18 protein-coding genes are annotated in these 17,125 nt (G+C 73.7%); 3 read left to right on the top strand and 15 right to left on the bottom strand.

The features are described from left to right. Nucleotides 1-45 precede the first annotated feature (45 nt). Together ACGFI8_RS40170 and ACGFI8_RS40165 are read right to left on the bottom strand one after the other, a co-directional pair. Nucleotides 46-981: an alpha/beta hydrolase gene (locus tag ACGFI8_RS40170; protein ID WP_392812753.1), complete on the bottom strand. Its 936-nt coding sequence runs from the start codon at nt 979-981 to the stop codon at nt 46-48. Nucleotides 982-1,006: 25 nt separating this feature from the next. Then, on the bottom strand, nt 1,007-1,627 hold the full coding sequence (locus tag ACGFI8_RS40165) for a GDSL-type esterase/lipase family protein (protein ID WP_392812751.1): 621 nt from the start codon (nt 1,625-1,627) through the stop codon (nt 1,007-1,009). Nucleotides 1,628-1,736: 109 nt separating this feature from the next. Between ACGFI8_RS40165 and ACGFI8_RS40160 the strand changes: the two genes are divergently transcribed. Genes ACGFI8_RS40160 through ACGFI8_RS40150 form a run of 3 tightly spaced genes read left to right on the top strand, consistent with a single transcriptional unit; the run spans nt 1,737 to nt 4,702 of the window. Further along, nucleotides 1,737-2,858 carry an alpha-hydroxy acid oxidase gene (locus tag ACGFI8_RS40160; protein ID WP_392812749.1) on the top strand — a complete coding sequence of 374 codons (1,122 nt, stop codon included), beginning with the start codon at nt 1,737-1,739 and terminating at the stop codon, nt 2,856-2,858. After that, on the top strand, nt 2,859-4,130 hold the full coding sequence (locus tag ACGFI8_RS40155) for a PLP-dependent aminotransferase family protein (protein ID WP_392812748.1): 1,272 nt from the start codon (nt 2,859-2,861) through the stop codon (nt 4,128-4,130). It begins immediately after the preceding gene. Then, nucleotides 4,127-4,702, top strand: a complete 576-nt coding sequence (locus ACGFI8_RS40150; protein WP_392812747.1) for a 4'-phosphopantetheinyl transferase family protein — start codon at nt 4,127-4,129, stop codon at nt 4,700-4,702. The genes ACGFI8_RS40155 and ACGFI8_RS40150 overlap by 4 nt, the downstream gene beginning before the upstream one ends. On the opposite strand, the gene ACGFI8_RS40145 is transcribed toward ACGFI8_RS40150, so the two are convergent. The 13 genes from ACGFI8_RS40145 to ACGFI8_RS40085 all read right to left on the bottom strand — a co-directional run bounded on the left by ACGFI8_RS40145 (nt 4,686) and on the right by ACGFI8_RS40085 (nt 17,119). Then, nucleotides 4,686-5,447, bottom strand: a complete 762-nt coding sequence (locus tag ACGFI8_RS40145) for a 2-hydroxy-acid oxidase (RefSeq protein WP_392812745.1) — start codon at nt 5,445-5,447, stop codon at nt 4,686-4,688. The two genes, ACGFI8_RS40150 and ACGFI8_RS40145, sit on opposite strands and share 17 nt — an antisense overlap. A 2-nt stretch (nt 5,448-5,449) precedes the next feature. Beyond that, a complete protein-coding gene (locus ACGFI8_RS40140) occupies nt 5,450-5,734 on the bottom strand; it encodes an acyl carrier protein (RefSeq protein ID WP_392812743.1) in 285 nt (94 codons plus the stop codon). 28 nt (nt 5,735-5,762) lie between these two features. Continuing rightward, the gene (locus ACGFI8_RS40135) at nt 5,763-6,686 is read right to left on the bottom strand and encodes a 3-oxoacyl-[acyl-carrier-protein] synthase III C-terminal domain-containing protein (protein WP_392812742.1); all 924 of its coding nucleotides are present in this window, start codon (nt 6,684-6,686) and stop codon (nt 5,763-5,765) included. Nucleotides 6,687-6,771: 85 nt separating this feature from the next. Further along, nucleotides 6,772-8,127 (bottom strand): condensation domain-containing protein, encoded by a 1,356-nt coding sequence (locus ACGFI8_RS40130; RefSeq protein ID WP_392812740.1) that lies wholly within the window; start codon nt 8,125-8,127, stop codon nt 6,772-6,774. Continuing rightward, nucleotides 8,120-9,751: a class I adenylate-forming enzyme family protein gene (locus tag ACGFI8_RS40125; RefSeq protein WP_392812738.1), complete on the bottom strand. Its 1,632-nt coding sequence runs from the start codon at nt 9,749-9,751 to the stop codon at nt 8,120-8,122. The genes ACGFI8_RS40130 and ACGFI8_RS40125 overlap by 8 nt, the downstream gene beginning before the upstream one ends. An 11-nt stretch (nt 9,752-9,762) precedes the next feature. Next, nucleotides 9,763-10,530: an SDR family NAD(P)-dependent oxidoreductase gene (locus tag ACGFI8_RS40120; protein WP_392812736.1), complete on the bottom strand. Its 768-nt coding sequence runs from the start codon at nt 10,528-10,530 to the stop codon at nt 9,763-9,765. After that, complete coding sequence (locus ACGFI8_RS40115; RefSeq protein ID WP_392812734.1) at nt 10,531-11,511, bottom strand: alpha-ketoacid dehydrogenase subunit beta; 981 nt, start codon at nt 11,509-11,511, stop codon at nt 10,531-10,533. A 1-nt stretch (nt 11,512) separates the two neighbouring features. Continuing rightward, a complete protein-coding gene (locus ACGFI8_RS40110) occupies nt 11,513-12,487 on the bottom strand; it encodes a thiamine pyrophosphate-dependent dehydrogenase E1 component subunit alpha (protein WP_392812732.1) in 975 nt (324 codons plus the stop codon). Nucleotides 12,488-12,499: 12 nt separating this feature from the next. Beyond that, complete coding sequence (locus tag ACGFI8_RS40105; RefSeq protein WP_392812730.1) at nt 12,500-13,312, bottom strand: DUF3050 domain-containing protein; 813 nt, start codon at nt 13,310-13,312, stop codon at nt 12,500-12,502. Between the two features lie 10 nt (nt 13,313-13,322). Further along, the gene (locus ACGFI8_RS40100; protein WP_392812784.1) at nt 13,323-14,240 is read right to left on the bottom strand and encodes a phytanoyl-CoA dioxygenase family protein; all 918 of its coding nucleotides are present in this window, start codon (nt 14,238-14,240) and stop codon (nt 13,323-13,325) included. 2 nt (nt 14,241-14,242) lie between these two features. Further along, the gene (gene hppD / locus ACGFI8_RS40095) at nt 14,243-15,340 is read right to left on the bottom strand and encodes a 4-hydroxyphenylpyruvate dioxygenase (protein WP_392812729.1); all 1,098 of its coding nucleotides are present in this window, start codon (nt 15,338-15,340) and stop codon (nt 14,243-14,245) included. A gap of 37 nt (nt 15,341-15,377) precedes the next feature. Beyond that, entirely contained in the window at nt 15,378-16,625 is a 1,248-nt protein-coding gene (locus ACGFI8_RS40090) for a beta-ketoacyl-[acyl-carrier-protein] synthase family protein (RefSeq protein ID WP_392812728.1), read from the bottom strand. Beyond that, on the bottom strand, nt 16,622-17,119 hold the full coding sequence (locus tag ACGFI8_RS40085) for a hypothetical protein (protein WP_392812726.1): 498 nt from the start codon (nt 17,117-17,119) through the stop codon (nt 16,622-16,624). Before ACGFI8_RS40085 ends, ACGFI8_RS40090 begins: the two co-directional genes overlap by 4 nt. Nucleotides 17,120-17,125: the final 6 nt, after the last annotated feature.

Here is a 17,125-nt window from a genome sequence, read left to right as displayed (position 1 = left end):
CGGCGCCCGCGAGGGCCGCGTCGAGCCGGGTGGCGGGCGCCCGGGTCAGGCCTCGAACCAGATCCGCAGCTGCTTCGCGGCCTGGGCGAGGGCGACCTTGCCCGCGTCCAGGGTGCCCGACATGGCGAAGAACCCGTGGATCATGCCCTCGTAGCGGGTCACGGCGACGGGGACGCCGTCGTGGGCGAGCCGGGCCGCGTAGCGTTCGCCCTGGTCGCGCAGCGGGTCGTATTCGGCGGTGATGACCAGCGCCGGCGGCAGCCCCACCAGGGTCTCCGCCTGCAGCGGCGAGGCGAGCGGGTTGTAGGCGTCGTCGGGGTCGGTGAGGTAATGCGAGCGGTACCACTCGACCGAGTGATGGTTGAACAGGTAGGGGTCGTCGATGGTGCGCATCGACTCGTCGTCGGCGACCTGGTCGGTGTTGGGGTAGACGAGCAGCTGGCCGGCCAGGCGCGGGCCGCCGGCCTCCTGCGCCATCAGGGTCAGGCCGGCCGCCAGGTTGCCGCCGGCGCTGTCGCCGCCGACCGCGATCCGCTCCGGGTCGGCGCCCAGCGCCTCCGCGTTGTCGACGACCCACTCGGTGGCCGCCCAGCAGTCCTCGATCGCGGCCGGGAACGGGTGCTCGGGCGCGAGCCGGTAGCCGGGCACGGCCACGATGCAGCCGGCCGCGTTGGCGAGGCTGCGGGCGACGCCGTCGGCGGTGTCGACGGTGCCGAGCACCCAGCCGCCGCCGAAGAAATACATGAGCACCGGCAGTTTCTGCTCGGCGCTGGGCCGGTAGACGCGCAGCAGCAGCTTGCCGTCCGGGCCGGGCAGCCAGTGGTCGACGACCTCGTGCACCTTCTCGGGGCTGCCGCCGGCGGCCCGGATCGAGGCGAGGTCGGCCGCGCGGGCCGCATCGAGGCTCATCGTGTACAGCGGGGCGACCTGGTCGCGCTCCTTGCGGTCGCGCATCGCCTGCACCTGCGGGTCGAGCGGCATGGATCGCACCCCCTGTCGACGGAGTCTACAGCTCGGCGGCCAGCCGCTGGATCACGGCCGTAGCGGCGATCCTATGGCTGTGCGCGTTTCCGTGCAGCCCATCCTCACCCGTGAGGGCCTCCCCGTCGCCGATGGCGGGGTGGTCGGACAGGTCGACGTGGACGGTGCCCAGCGCCGCGGCGAGCGCGTTGGTGCGCCGCGCGAGCAGCGCCATCCGCCGCGCGAAGCCCGGCCCCAGCCAGGCGGGCAGCCGCGGGTACTCGCGCATCACAAACACCGACACCGTGATCACGCGTGCCCCGGCCTCCTGCAGCGGCCGGACGATCCCGGCCAGTTCGGCGTCGACGGCGTCGGCGCGGGCCTCATAGCCGGGCCGCATCGCGTCGTTGGCGCCGCAGACCACGAGCGCGAGGTCGGGCGCGAACGCGAGCGCCGGTGAAAGTTGCATCGCGCGGACCTCGGCGGCGCGCAGGTTGCGCCGGCCCAGATTGAGAAACGCCAGGCCCGGCCCCGCGCCGATCGACCCGGACCAGGCGGCGGCGAGCTCGTCGCGCACCAGCTCGGCGAAGCCGCCCGGCTGCTGCACGACGCTGTCACCGAGCACGGCGTAGCGGCGCCACGGATGGCCGGCGAGCGGACCGTCCACGGAGCCACCGACAGGGGAGCGAAGCGCATACTCCGGTGCCATGTAGGCCTTTCGGCTCATGCGGGAAGCGGGCGGGTACCGATAGGCTAACGCCTATGGTGGTCCGGCGGTGACAGAACTGGAGACCGGGCCGATCCTTCTCACCGCATCGGATTTCAGCCGCCGTGCGCAAGGGCTTGTCGAGCCGGGCGTGTGGGACTTCATCGAGGGTGGCGCCGAGGACGAGCGCACCCTCGCGGCCAACCTTCGCGCCTTCGACCGGGTCCGGCTGCGCCCGCGCATGCTCGCTGGCGTCTCGGATGTCGACACCACCGTCTCACTGTTCGGCACGCGCTACGCCACGCCGATCGGGATCGCGCCGACCGCGTACCAGCGGCTCATCGACGCCGAGGGCGAGGTCGCCACGGCCCGGGGCGCGGGCGCGGCCGGCGCGCTGTTTGTTGTGGCCATGTTCGCCAGCCGCACGATCGAGGACATCGCCGAGGCGTCCTCGACCGGGCCGTGGCTGCAGCTGTACTGGCTACGGCGCCGCGACGTGATGCGGTCCATGGCGCAGCGCGCCGAGCAGGCGGGCTACGGCGCCATCATGCTCACCGTCGACGTGCCGCGGATGGGTCGGCGCTGGCGCGACATGCGAAACGGCTTCGCGATCGGCGGCGGCGTGGCGGCGGTCAACATCGACCCGGCCGTGATGGCCTCGGCGCACGAGCGCGACGCCGGGCACTCCGCGATCGCCCGGCACACCAGCGACTCCTTCGACCCCTCGCTGTCCTGGGGCGACCTCGCCTGGCTGCGCGGCTGCACCCGGCTGCCGCTGGTACTCAAGGGCATCCTGACCGCCGAGGACGCGGCCCTGGCGGTCGAGCACGGCGCCGACGCGATCGTGGTGTCCAACCACGGCGGGCGCCAGCTCGACGGCGCGGTGGCGAGCCTCGATGCCCTGGCGGAGGTCGTCGACGCGGTCGGCGGCGCGTGCCCGGTGCTGTTCGACGGCGGGGTGCGCCGCGGCGCCGACGCCCTCGCCGCGCTCGCCCTCGGCGCGCACATGGTGCTGCTCGGCCGCCCGCCGCTGTGGGGGCTGGCCGCCGGGGGCGCGGACGGCGTGGCGGGTGTGCTGCGCACCGCGACGCAGGAGCTGGCCCACGCGATGGCGCTGGCCGGGCGGCCGGCGCTGGCCTCGCTGGACCGCACCGTGCTTCGGATGACGTCGTTGACGGGAGGCGATGCCTGAATGGTGGCGTTGTCGCGCGAGGAACTGCACGTGTCGGTCATCGACCCCGTGTCGGCGTCGATGAACTTCCTCAACGAGATCGCCGGCCGGTTCCCCGCCGCGATCTCGCTGGCCGCCGGGCGCCCGTTCGACGAGTTCCACTCGGTCAGCGACATCGACAAGCACATCCAGGCCTACCTCACGCACCTGCGCGAGCGCGGGCTGAGCCAGGCCCAGAGCCGGCAGCTGCTGACCCAGTACGGCCGGACCAACGGCCACGTCGGCGACCTCATCGCCCGGATGCTCGACGTCGACGAGAACATCCAGGTCCCCGCGGCCGCGGTGATGGTGACGACCGGCTGCCAGGAGGCGATGGTCATCGCGCTGCGCGGCCTGTGCGCCGGCCCCGACGACGTGGTCCTCGCCGCCGAGCCGTGCTATGTCGGGCTCACCGGCGCCGCGCGCATCCTCGGCGTCGAGGTCGTCGGCGTGCCCGAGTCCGCCGACGGGCTGCGACCCGAGACCGTGCGCGAGGTCGCCGCCGCCACCCGGGCGCGCGGCAAGCGGCCCCGCGCGCTGTACCTTGTGCCGAACTTCGCCAACCCGTCCGGGGTGTCGCTGCCGGTCCCGGTGCGCCGGGCGCTGCTGGCCGCGGCCGCCGACGAGGACCTGCTGATCCTCGAGGACGACCCCTACGGCCTGTTCGGCCTCGACGACGAGCCCCGCCCCACGCTCAAGTCGCTCGACGCCGACCAGCGGGTCATCTACCTCGGCTCGTTCGCCAAGTCGTACTTCCCCGGCGCCCGCGTCGGCTACCTCGTCGCCGACCAGCCCGTCGTCGACGCCGCCGGCCGGCACACCCTCCTCGCCGAGGAGCTGTCCACGGTCAAGAGCATGCTGACCGTCAACACCTCGGCACTGTCCCAGGCCGTCGTCGGCGGCATGCTCATCGACTGCGGGTTCAGCCTGCGCACCGCCAACCAGGCGAAGATCGCCTTCTACCGGCGCAATCTCGCCACGCTGCTGGCCGCGCTGCGGCGGCACTTCGACGGCACCCCGGTGCGCTGGAACCGCCCCACCGGCGGCTTCTTCGTCGTCGTCGACGTGCCGGTGGACGCGAGCGAGGAGCTGCTGGAGGTCTCCGCCCGCGAGCACGGCGTGCTGTGGACGCCGATGCGCTTCTTCTACGTCGGCGGCGGCGGGACGCACGCGATCCGGCTGTCATGCAGCGCCCTGGAGCCGGAGCAGATCGACGAGGGCGTGCGCCGCCTGGCCGGCCTGCTGTCGCGGTGACCACGGTCGACATCTGGCACGTCGACACCCGCGAGGTCGACACCGGCGGGCTGCCCGGCGGGGCGAACCGCGCCCAGGTCGCCGCGCGCGCGGTCCTGCGCCGCATCGTCACGCAGCGCCTGGGCGGCCGCGAGGGACGCTGGGTCCGCGGTCCGAACGGCAAGCCGGCCGTAGACGGAGAGCGCCTGCAGTTCAACCTCTCCCACGCCGGCGACCTCGCGCTGATCGCGGTCACGGACGAGCGGCCCGTCGGCGTCGACCTGCAGGACCTGGTGCCCGGGCTGAACTTCGCGGCCATGGCCCGCCGCTTCTTCCCGCCGGCCGAGGCGGACCTGGTGGCGCGGTGGGGCGCGGGGGAGTTCGCACGGCTGTGGGCCCGCAAGGAGGCCGTGGTGAAGGCGGCCGGCGACCGGCTCACCCGCGGCCTGGCCCTGCCGGTGGCCGGCGACCCGCCGCCGCCCGTCGAGCACGACGGCGTCGTCTACGCCGTGGCCGATCTCGCCGCGCCGGACGGCTTCCGGGCCGCGGTCGCCCTCGCCGGCCCAGGGCCGTTCGTCACCCGAACGAACTGATGCACAGGTACCGCAGCGCCGGGTCGTAGTCGGCGAGCACCACGGGCCCCTCGACGGACGCCAGCGCCTCCCAGACGCCGGTCATCGGCTGCGCGGGGTCGGCGAGCACGATCGTGTCGGCCTTCGCGTCGAGATCGGCCAGATGGCCGCCGAGCACCAGCGTCGCCGGGCCGACGTCGCCCAGCAGCCCGGCGACGTCCTCCGGCGCGACGCCGGGAAGGATCCGCGGCACGGCGGCCTCCAGTGTGGACGGTCCGAGGTGGACGGCGACGGCGCAGTGCGCGGCCGGCACTTCCACCGGCACGCCCGGGTCGTACGGCAGCGACGCCTGCTCCGCGACGATCAGCAGCCCGCGCGGGTACGTGCCGGACCGGGCGTAGTCGTGCAGCAGCCGCAGCGCCGTGTGCGCGCCGGCGCGGCCCTGGTCCGACACCGCGAACGCCATCGGGCTGCCCGGGCAGAGGTGGCTGAGGTACGTCGCCGTCGCCCGCCCGGGCGCGATGTCGGGGATGTCGTAGGCGAGGACCAGCGCGTCCACCGGCTCGTCCGGCAGCAGCGCGGCCGCCATCTCGCCGTACGACTGCCCGTCGCCCGTCCCGCCGGCGGGACCCAGGCCGTACGGCTCCAGCAGGTCGGTCAGGTAGGTCGCCAGCAGCGCGGTGTGCGCGGCGTCGGCGGCCTGCTCGGCCGGCCCCTCGAACCGCCGCGCCACCGCCCGGCGCAGACCCCATGACACCCCTGGCACCGTCACTCCTCCGGCAGCAGGTTGCCGGCGACGTAGCTGGCGAGGGTGCCGACCGTCTCGAAGTCGTCGCGGCCCAGGTCCTCGACGCTGATCTCCCGCTCCAGGCGGTCCTCCAGCTCCAGCACCAGTTCCAGGCCGGTGGTCGAGCTCATCCCGAGGTCGTCCATCAGCGTCGTGCTCTCGGACGCGTCGGGCACCTCCCGCTTGAGCACGCGGGGAAGCAGGGCGCAGATCGTCTCCACGACGTGCTCGCGCAGCGCCGGGTCGATGGTCGCGATGTCGGACACGGTAGATCCTCCGGATTTCAGTGCTGAATCAGTGCTCGAAGACCATGGCGGAGAACGTGGCGCCGCGCCCGGCCCCGGCGGCGGCGATGACGTAGCGGTCCCCGGGCCGCAGCAGCCCGCGCTCGGTCGCGGTCCGGTGGTTGATGAACGCGTCGGCGCAGAACACGTGGCCGTAGTCGGCGACGTGGTCGAGCAGCACCCGCTCGAGCGGGAAGCCGATCCGCTTGCAGGTGCGCTGCCACGCGATGGCGTTGACGTTGTGCGGCAGGATCACCGCGACGTCCTCCAGCGCGATCCCGGCCTCGGCGACCGCGGCGGTGACCGCCTCGCCGAGCGCGTCGTGGTAGATGCGCTGGAACTCCACGGCCACCTCGTCATGCCCGCCGTCGAACTCCCCGCGCAGCCGGGCGACGAAGGACAACAGCCGGTCCCGCTCACCGGAGGCGGAGACCAGGCACGCCGCCGCGCCCTCGCCGAACATCGAGGTCTCGACCACCAGCCTGGCCTCGTTGGTGAACGCCTTCTCCCCGGCCAGCACGATGGCGAGGGCGTCGTCGCCATCGCCGGCGAGCAGGCGCCCGGCTAGGTCGACGGCGAGCAGGCCCGAGGCGCACGCCTGCTGCCCGACCGAGAACGCTTGGGCGTGCCCGAGCCCGGCCTCGGCGAGCACCTCGTGCAGCGGGTTGCGGGGGTACGGCACGACGACCGGGAACGATCGGGCGTAGAGCACGTAGCGGACCCGCGCCGACTGCTCCGGCGTCAACGCCAGGTCCGCGAGGGCCAGGCGCAGCAGGCCCTCGAGGGGCTCGGTTGAGCGCGATCCCGTGCCGAGCTTGTGATAGCGGCGGAACACGCGGATCTGCATCGGGGTGAGGTCGAACGCGTCGGCAAACGACTCGATCGGGACCCGGTCGGCGGGCACGAACGTGCCCACCAAGGCCAACGCGGTCATGCCGGAACCTCCGCTTCGCTCCGGCTGCGGCATGACTGGGACCTGAGCCCATGATGGCCGGCCCCTCCGCTTCGCTCCGGGCCGGTCATTGGTCCTCGCTCTCCAGAAGCCGGATCGCCTCTTGTACCGCGCGTGCCTCCACCGAGCGCACCAGCGCCTCGGCGCGCGCCGGGGCGAGCCGGCCCGCGTCGGTGAAGACGGTCAGCAGAAACCCCTCAGGCACGTCGTCCACGTCGACGCTGAGCGGGTCGAACGGGTCGTCCTGCGCCACCGTCCAGCGGAAGGCTCCCGGCGGCGCGGCGCGCAGCTCGCCGGGCGTGGGCATCGGCCCGGCGAAGCCCTGCCGGGTGCCGACGCGGCGGTCGTTGAACCACACGCCCGCCTCCGGATCCGCACCCGTGCGCGCGAAGAGCCCGGCCACCGCGTCCGGGTCGAGGTACGCGTACTTGTAGGCGGCCATCGCGCCCGCGCCGACCCGCCGCAGCGCCTCGGCGAACGGTTCCCCGGCCACGTCCACCGCGCAGATCCCGCGCTGGGCGACCATGGCCACCACCGTGGCGAACCCGCGCCGGAACCGGTTGCTCACCATCGGCCGCAGCACCGCCGGCCCGCCGCCGGCCGTGGCCGCCTGGGCGAGCAGCGTCATGAGCACCTGCGAGGAGTCCGCGTCGGCGCGCTCGGACAGCACGTGCAGGGCCGGGGGCAGTGCCCGGGACACCAGCTCGCCCCGGTAGAAGCGCGGACCGTCCACATCGGACATCCGAAGGGCTGCCGGCACCCGGTGCACGGTCCGCTCCCAGTGCCGCAGCGCGGACGCGCTCTGCCGCAGCCCGGCCGGGCCGCCCTGCCAGCGGGCCTGCTCCAGCGGCGGCGTGCCGGTGTCCGGCGCCGTGATCGGGTCGATGGCGCACCGGTCGGCGACCTCGGCCAGGAAGATCCGCCCGCCGAGGCCGTCGGTGACCAGGTGGGTCATCACCGTGGACAGGTGCGTCGGTGCGCCCCGGTGCCGGACCACGCCCATGCGCACCGGCCACTCCTCGACGAAGTCGTACGCGCGGGCGCGGTCGCGTGCGTCGAGCGCGACGACGAACGCCTCGGGGTCGGCGTCGTCCGGGCAGTCGTACACGTCCAGGCCGATCGTGCCGCGGTCGGCGACGTTCTGCAGCGGCCGGCCGTCGGCGGCGAAGCGCAGCCGGGTGCGCATCGGCTGGTACCGCGTCATGATCCAGCGCAGCTCGTCGGCCACGTCGTCGAGGGTGGTGCCCGGGGCCAGCCGCGACCAGCCGCCGATGGGCAGCCAGGAGCGCTGCCGCAGCATCGTCAGCCAGATCTCGCGCTGGCCCCAGGAGAGCTCCCCGAGACCCGCACCCTCGCCGGCGAAGCGCACCGGGATGCGCGTGGCCGGCCGGAGCTCGTGGGGCGGCGCCTGCAGGCTAGGCATTCGCCATCTCGGCGAGGTGCCGCTGGCGCATGAGGAACTTGCGCACCTTGCCGGTCGGGCCGACCACGATGTCGTCGTCGGGGAAGACGACGACCCGCCGCAGCGTCGCACCGGCGGCCGGGGTGAGCGCGCCGCGGACCTCCTCGGTGTGGTCGGCCGACGGGTCGGCGCCCGCGTGCAGGGACAGCAGGACGTCGGTGACGACCTTGCCCTCGGCGGTGCGCACCGACACGACGGTGCAGTCGCGCACGTCGGGTACCGCCCGCAGGATCCGCTCCTCCGACATGGCGGTGTAGAGCCACTCGCCGCCGCCGAGGTCGACGGAGTCCACGGCCCGGTCGACGTGGTAGTAGTAGCCCTCCTCGTCGCGGTACATGAGGTCGCCGGTGAGGTAGTAGCCGGCGAGCCGGTTGCGGTAGGTGTTGACGTGGTCGTTCCAGTAGCCGGGGGCGAGCGTCGGCGACTTGAGGCCGAAGTGCCCGACGGCGCCGACCGGCACCTGCTCGCCGGTTTCGGTGTCCAGCAGCGCGACGTCGGCGAAGACGTGCGGGAGGCCGACGCAGCGGCCGTAGCGCTCGGTGTCGTTGCGGTGCGTGATGTGGAAGGCGGAGTGGCCCATCTCGGTGGAGCCGAGCCCGTCGACGAAGCTGGAGCCCTTGACCCGGGTGACGCCCTCGCGGGTGACCACGTTGCGGCTGCCCACGTTCACCAGGTGCCGGATGTGCGGCTCGTGCGCGCAGTCGCCGGTGTTGAACCACAGCGACACCGAGTCCAGCTCGTGCGCGTCGAGGTCGAAGCGGGCCAGCTCCGCCCAGGTGACCGCGAAGCCGAACACGCCGGTGGGCTTCCACCGCTCGATCGCGTCCAGCACCGCCGCGCCGTCGTCCTGCCGGGACAGGAACAGCAACTCCGAGCGGTTGCTCAGGGCGTGGTTGATGGTCATGATGCCGGCCGCGTGCGGCGCGGGCAGCGCGCTGAGGATGCGCTCGGTGCCCTGCGCGCGGGGGCCGCTGAGCCGGATCCGCCGGGTGGCGTGGAACAGGCTGGCGTGCGAGTGCACGACCGCGGTCGGCATGCGGGTGGTGCCGGAGGAGTGGGTGATGGCGATCGGGTCGTCGGGGTGGTGCCGGAACGCGACCGGGGCCGCGGCCGGGTCGGCGGAGCCGGTCTCGGCCACGTCGTGCACGGCGATGCCGCCGAGGTCCTGCCCGGCCAGCCGGTCGCGATGCGCGGCGTCGGTGAGCAGGGCAACCCCGCGCAGCTTGCGGATGTACTCGGCGGCGATCTCGCCCGGGATGTTCGGGTTCATCAGCGCCGGGATGGCGCCGAGCCAGGTCAGGCCCATCCAGTTGAGGAAGCAGTCCGCGGCGTTGGTGACGTAGACGGCCACCGGGTCGCGGCGGCGGATGCCGGCGGCGTGCAGCCACGCGGCCCGCGCGGCGGCCCGGGTGTACAGCTCGCCGAGCGTCAGGCCCTGCCATGCCGGGATGCCGTCGACCGGGGTGTCGAACGTCATGCCGGGGCCGTCCAGCGGGGCGCCGTGCTCGATCAGCTTGTGCAGCACGTTCCCGGCACCGACGCTCGGGTCGCCGGCCAGCGCCGCCCGGATGTTCGTGGACGCCATGGTCTTTCTCCTCATTTCGCCGACATGAAGGGCTTCAGGACGATCTCGGTGCCGTCGGCGTGCAGGCCGACCGGCAGGTCGGGAAACTCGTAGCGCTGCGCGGGCCGGCCGGGCACCAACGCCCAGGCCTCGCCGGTGCCGGAGCCCGTGACGACCGTCTCGACGGCGGCGGCGACCTCGTCCGGGCTTAGCAACGGCATCTTCTGCTTGCGCAGCAGGCGGGCGGTGATGCCGAGGAACGGGGTGTCGGTGAAGCCGGGGCAGACGGCGTTGATGCGCACGCCGCGCGGGGCCAGCGGCGTCGACATCGCCCGCACGTAGGCCACGGCGGCGGCCTTGGTCAGCGCGTACACCGGATTGGCCTGCTCCGGCCCGAGCGCGGCGAGCGAGGCGACCACGACGACCTGCCCGCCGGCCGGCAGGGCCGGCAGCGCGGCGTCGACGCCGAACACCACCCCGTCGAGGTTCACCCCGAGGGCGCGGCGGTACCGGGCCGGGTCGATGCCGGGGTCGGGCGGCACGTCGGACTGGATGCCGGCGGCGAGCACGACGACGTCCAGCGACCCGTGCGCGGCGACCGCGTGCGCCACCATGGCGGCGTTGTCCGCCGGGTCGGCGACGTCGGTGCGCACCGCGGTGCCGCCGACCTCCTTCGCGACCCGCTCGGCGGCGTCGAGGTCGAGGTCGGCGACGACGACGGCGTGCCCGAGCGCGGCGAGCCGCGCGCAGATCGCGGCGCCGATCCCGCCGCCGCCCCCGGTGACCAGTGCGACGCTCATTCAGCCCTCCTGGCCCAACTTGGCGACGTCCTCGATGGCGGCGCGGATCTGGGCGCGGCTGGGCTGCAGCGCCAGGTCCAGCTCGCGAGCGAAGGGCAGCACCGCGGCGTCCGGGCGGGTGACCCGCCGCGGCGGCGCGACCAGCCGCATGCCCTCCGCGGCGGAGGCGAGGATCTCCCCGGCGATGCCGCAGGAGCGATTCGAGTCGTCGACGACGACGAGCCGGCCGGTGCGCTCCAGCGACGCGGCCAGCCCGGCCCAGTCGAACGGGTGCAGGGTCCGCGGGTCGAAGACCTCCACGGAGACGGTGCCGGCGAGCTCCTCGGCGACGGCGAGCGCGTCGTGGACGAGGTGGCCGACCGCGACCACGGTCACGTCGTCGCCGTGGCGGTGCACCCGGCCGACGCCGAGCGGGATCGGGGCGAGCGCGGCCAGGTCGACGTCGGCGCGCACCCCGACCGCGCCGGCCGGGGCGAACACCACGACCGGGTCGTCGTCGCGGATCGCGGAGACCAGCAGCCCGTAGGCGTCGGCGGGGGTGGACGGCACGACGGTCTTCACGCCGACGTGGGCGAAGAGGCTGTACGGGTGGTCGGAGTGCTGCCCGGCCCAGCCGCCCCGGGAGCCGGAGCTGGGCAGCAGGTAGGTGACCGGCACGGCGGCCTGCCCGCCGGTCATCAGCGAGAACTTGTGCGCCTGGTTGGCGATCTGCTCGAAGGCCAGGAACAGCAGCGCCGGGATCTGGAACTCGATCAGGGGCCGTTGCCCGCACAGCGCCGCGCCGGTGGCGAAGCTCGTGAACGCCTGCTCCGAGATCGGCATGTCCACGACCCGTTCGGGGCCGAACTTCTTGTGCAGGCCGGTGGTCACGTTGCTCACCGCGACGCGCACGTCCTCGCCGAACACGCACACCGCCGGGTCGCGCTCCATCTCCGCGGCGATGGCCCGGTTGAGCGCCTTGAGGTACGACAGGATCGGCATCTCACGTCCCCGCCCTGGCCCGCAGGCCGTCCGCGTACAGGTGTTCCAGCGCACCGGCCGGGTCCGGGTGCGGGCTCTGCCGGGCGAAGTCGACCGCCTGGTCCAGCGTGGACTCGACCTCGGCGTCGATGCGGGCCCGCTCGTCCGGTGCGACCCGCGCGCCCTGGATCTCCACCGGGTCCCGGGCCGTGCCGGCCGCCACCTCCTCGTCGGTGCGGTAGCGCGGCCGGGCTGCGTGCTCCCAGGTGTGGTGGGCGTCGAAGCGGTACGCGACGCACTCCACCAGCGACGGCCCACCGCCGGACCGGGCGCGCTCGACGGCCGTCGCAGCCTCGTGCAGTACCGCCTCCGGGTCCGAACCGTCTACGGTGGACGCCGGAATGCCGAACGCGTGCGCGCGTCCGGCGATGCTGCCGGCGACCGCCTCCGACACCCGGGTGGTCGTGGCGAACCCGTTGTTCTCGCACACGAACACGACCGGGAGCCGCCACAGCGCCGCCAGGTTGAAGGTCTCCAGCACCACGCCCTGGCTGACCGCTCCGTCGCCGAAGTAGGTGACGGCGACGCGGTCCAGCCCGGCCCGGCGCGCGGCCCACGCGGCGCCCGTGGCGATCGGCACGGCGGCGCCGACGATCGCGTTGGCGCCGAGGATGCCCAGCGAGAAGTCCGCGGCGTGCATCGAGCCGCCGCGGCCGCGGTTGAGCCCGGTCGCCCGGCCGGCCAGCTCGGCCATCGCGCGCGCCGGGTCCGCGCCCTTGGCCAGCACGTGGCCGTGGCCGCGGTGGGTGCTGGTGATGACGTCGCCGGGCCGCAGCGCGGCGCAGGTGCCGGCCGCGATGGCCTCCTGCCCGAGGTACGGATGGATGCCGCCGACGATCGTGCCGTCGCGGACGAGCTCGATGGCCCGCTCCTCGAAGCGGCGGATCAGGCGGACCGTCCGGTACAGCCCGGCGGCATCCACCCGTACCTGCGTCACGTCACGTCCCCCTTACGCCGCAACGGCTTCGGCGCCGGCGCGGGCCTCGATCTCGGCGAGGATGCCGCTCCACAGCCGCGCCCGCGCGGCGAGCGCGAGGTTGATCGTGTCGGCGCAGTCGTTCCACTTGTCCTCGTCGTTGCCGCACAGGTCGGTGACCATCTGCATGGCCATCGGCGTGTGCTCCTCGCCGTCGACCTCGATGTGCCGGGCCAGGTAGTCCACGAACGTGTCGAGCTGCCCATCCTGCTCGTTGACCTTGATGACCTGCTGGAACATGTCCGGGATCAGGTCCTCGCGGCCGAAGGCGAACGCCGCGGCCTGGCAGTGGATCGGCGCGGTGTCGATGAGGTGCCAGGTCAGCCCGACGAACTCGGCCGCCGCGGCCGGCACGCCGGCCTGCTCCATCGCCGCCGGCACCGGAGTCTTGGCGCGCAGCAGGTCGATGAAGTTGTCGATGACGGTGCGGTCGGCGCCGGCCTCGGTCATGCCCTGCAGGTAGAGCTCGAAGTGGCTGATGAAGCCGCCGCGCAGCTCGTCGCTCTCCTCGACCAGCACGATGTCGTTGATGAGCCGGCGGCTGCCGGTCGGGCCGGTCGGGATCCAGGGCACCTCGACGCAGGTGAGGTTGCGCTGTAACGACTTCAGCAGCGACATGAAGTCCCACACCGCGAAGACGTGGTGCTCCAGGAAGGTCCGGATGGCCGGCAGGCCGTCCAGGCGGGCGTAGATGGGGTGGGTGATGACCTCGGTGCGGGCGTCGGCGATCAGCGCCTCCAACCGGTCGATGCCCGGGTGCCGCTGACCCCAGTCATAGCGGGACATGTGAACTCCTTCAGTGCTCGGCGTTCCGCCACAACACGGGGCAGAACTCGGGGTCTGCGTAGTCCGGCCGGCCGTCGGCGGTACGGCGCACGAGCACGTCGTGGTTGTAGGTCACGACGTCTCCGGTGGACAGGTGGAAGGGGCGGTACTCGTTCGTGCCCGGCTGGAGGTGGAACGAGATCGCCCGGCGCGGGCGCGCGCTGACGTTGGCGCCGCTGCCGTGGTACGTGCGGCAGTGGTGGAAGCTCATGTGCCCCTTGGGGATGAGCATCGGGATCTTGCGGACCTCGGCCTGGTTGTGCGCCGCGTTGTGCTCGAGCATGCGCTCGAGGTCCTCCCGGCCGCGCTCGGCGAAGTGCCGCGTGGTCGTGTCGTCGGCGCCGATCTCGGACCAGCGGTGGCTGCCGTCGACCATCGTGATGGTGCCCATCTCGACGTCGCAGTCGTGGAACGGGATGAACGCGGTGAGCATGTCGTCGGACGTGCACGTCTGCCAGTAGTGGCGGTCGAAGTGCCAGGGCACGAGGTTGGAGGGCTCGCCGGCGATCGGCGGCTTGTAGATGAGCGTCGACTGGAAGATGCGGATCTCCGCGGCCTGCGCCAGCCGGGCCGCGACCGCGCCGATGATCGGCTTGCGCAGGATGCGCGCGATGTCGTCGCTCTCGTAGTGGATGTAGTCGTTGTGCCGCTGCACCGGCCCGTGCTCCGGCTGCCAGTAGGCCAGCCGGGGCGGGCGCGCGGGTAAGGTCCGCGAGCGCGCGCCGGCGTAGAAGCGCTCGCTGGCCGCGGTCAGCTCGTCGACTTCCTCGTCGGTGAAGAGCTTGCGGGTGAGGTACCACCCGCTGCGCGCGTACGCCTCGACCTCCTCGTCGGTGGGCAGCAACGCCAGCTCCTGCTCCGACAGCGCGAAGTCCTGGGTCACCGGGATGGTCACAGTGCGGTCCCTTCAGAAAGAGTGATGTCGCGCACCGCCGCCAGCTCTCGCTCTTTCGCCGCGTACAGCGCGGGGATGTTGCTCGTGCCGAACGTCCGCGCGCCGTGGCGGTCGATGAGTTCGTTGAAGTACGTGCGCCGAATGTGTGTCGACTTCGCGAAGATCTGGTACATCTGGCCCCAGTGGTCGCGGTCGACGAGGATGCCGAGCGGCCGCAGGTCGTCGACGGGCACGTCCACCTCGCCGAGGCGGGCCGAGAGCATGTCGTAGTAGCTGCCCGGGGTCTGCGCGAACTCCACGCCCCGGGCGCCGAGGGCCCGCACCGCGGCGACGATGTCGCCGGTGCTGAAGGCGATGTGCTGCACGCCGGCGCCCTCGTGCCAGGCGAGGAAGTCGTCGATCTGCCCGGCGCGGCGGCTGATGTCCGGCTGGATGAGCGTGAACGTCACGCCGCCGGACGGGCTCTGCACCACCTTGGACTGCATGCCCTGCTCGCCGACCTCGATGTACTCCTGGAAGATCATGTCGAAGCCGAACGCCCGCTGGTAGTAGGCGACGGTCGCGTCGAGCTCGCCGGCCGGCAGGCACACCGCGGCGTGGTCGATCGCGTGCAGCAGGTCCCCATCGGCCGGCCCGTCCGGCGCCATCGACGTGTCGAGCAGGCCCGGCAGGAACCGCGTATCGCCGTCGCGCTGCACGAGCCGGTGCGTCACGTCGCCGAAGCCGGACACCTCCGCCACGACGACCGACGCGCCGCCGTGCGCGATGCGCCTCGGCGCCTCGACCGGGGTCGCTCCGGCCGCGACCGCCTCGGCGAAGGCCGCCTCCGCGTCGGTGCAGCCGAACGCGACGACCGCGATGCCGTCGCCGTGCCGCGCCACGTACCGGCTGGCCCGGTGCCCGCTGCTGAGGCCGGACGTGAGCAGGATCCGGATGTCGCGCTGCCCCAGCAGCACGCTGCGCTGGCCGGTCAGGCCGGTCTCCGGGCCGCCCTGCCCGTAGACGTGGAAGCCGTACGATGCGCACAGCTGGCCGGCCGCCGCGCGCGCGTCGCCGACGTACAACTCGATGTGGTCCGTGTCGAGGATCTGCATTGCCAGCTTCCCTTTCGGGGTTTGTGGTTCGGGCGGATCAGGCCTTGGCCCACGGCGAGCTCGGCGGTCCGAGGACGAGGCTCACGTTGTGGCCGCCGAAGCCGAAGGAGTTGGACAGCGCGTGGGTCACCGGTGCGGGCCGGGCCACGCGCAGGTGGTCCAGGTCGCAGGCCGGGTCGGGCTCGTCGAGGTTGTGCGTCGGCGGCAGCACCCCGCGGCGCAGCGCCTCCACCGTCACCGCGGCCTCGGCCACCCCGGAGGCGCCGAGCATGTGCCCGGTGACGCCCTTGGTGGAGCTGACCGGCGGCGACTCGGGCCCGAACACGGCGCGGATCGCGAGCGCCTCGGCGACGTCGCCGAGCTTCGTGGAGGTGCCGTGCGCGTTGACGTATCCGATGTCGGCCGGGGCGAGCCCGGCGTCGGCGACGGCGCGGCGCATGCACTCGGCGGCGGCGGAGCCGTCGGGGCGGGGGGTCGTCGGGTGGTGCGCGTCGTTGGTGGCGCCCCAGCCGAGCAGGTCGGCGTGGCGGGCGGCGCGGCGGGCGTCGGCGTGTTCGGGCCGCTCCAGGACGAATACGCCGGCGCCCTCGCCGAGCACCAGGCCGTTGCGGCGCCGGTCGAACGGCCGGCTCGCCTCGGCCGGGTCGGCCCAGCCGCGGGCCAGCGCGCGTGCGTTGCCGAACGTGTCGGCGAGCGTGGGGAACAGCGGTGCCTCGCTGCACCCGCAGACCACGACGTCGGCCTCGCCGGCGCGCAGCAGCCGCAGGCCCTCGCCGATCGACTGGGCGCCGGCGGCGCAGGCGGTGCCGATCGAGGAGCTGTAGCCCTGCAGGCCGTACTTCATGGCGACCCGGGCCGCGCCCATGTTCGGCAGCATCCCGGGCAGCAGGTAGGGGCTGACCCCGGCCCGGCCCTTCTTGTCGCGCTGCACCGCCTGGGCGTCGAGCGTGGCGAGGCCGCCGGTGCCGGACAGGATCACCGCGATCCGGTACGGGTCCACGTCCCGGCCGACCTCGATCCCGGCGTCGGCGAGCGCGAGCTCGGCGGCGCGCAGCGCCATCACGATGTACCGGTCGACGAGGCGCGCGTCCGGCCCGGGCAGCACCTCGAGCGGGTCGATCGGCGGGCCGAACGCGGCCACGTCGACCGAGCCCGCGAGGGGGTGGTCCGCCGGCGGCCTGGACAGCCCGGAACGGCCCTCGCACATGGCGTCGAAGACCTCGGCGCCGGTACCCCCGACCGGCGTCACCAGCCCGATGCCGGTGACCGCCGCGTGAGCGTTCATGATGTGCCTCCGTGGGCGACGAGCACCGCGGCCGCGGTCTCGCCGGTCTCGTCGTGGTCGAGTTCGATGAGCAGCACCCGGCCGGCGTCGCCGTCGGCGAGCAGTCCGCGGGCCACGTCCAGCCCGGACGCGGCGTCGCACACGCAGGCGACCGGCCCGGTCAGCGCGTGGCGCGCGGCGACGTGGCCGAGCACGGCGTTGGGCACGGACTGGAAGAAGAACAGCGGCCCGACCCGGGCACCGGTGTCGACGGCCCGCGCGACGTGCGCCGCGCTCTCGACGTCGCCGAGGTCGCTGACCAGCACGATGGCGGTGCCCGAGCCGTCGCCGTCCGGTAGGGCGCCCTCGGGTAGCTCCGCCAGGCAGCGGCCGGCGACGGCCGCGACGATCGGGTTGAAGTTCGAGTGGACGAAGCCGGCCAGCCGCGGCGGTTCGGCGTCGCCGGGACCGGGCCATCCCGCGGCGGCGAGCACCTCCAGGCCGGCCGCCGTCACGCGCGC

The sequence above is a fragment of the Dactylosporangium sp. NPDC048998 genome (assembly GCF_043197855.1).
Taxonomy (GTDB): Bacteria; Actinomycetota; Actinomycetes; order Mycobacteriales; family Micromonosporaceae; genus Dactylosporangium.
This window is presented reverse-complemented; position numbering and strand designations above follow the sequence as displayed.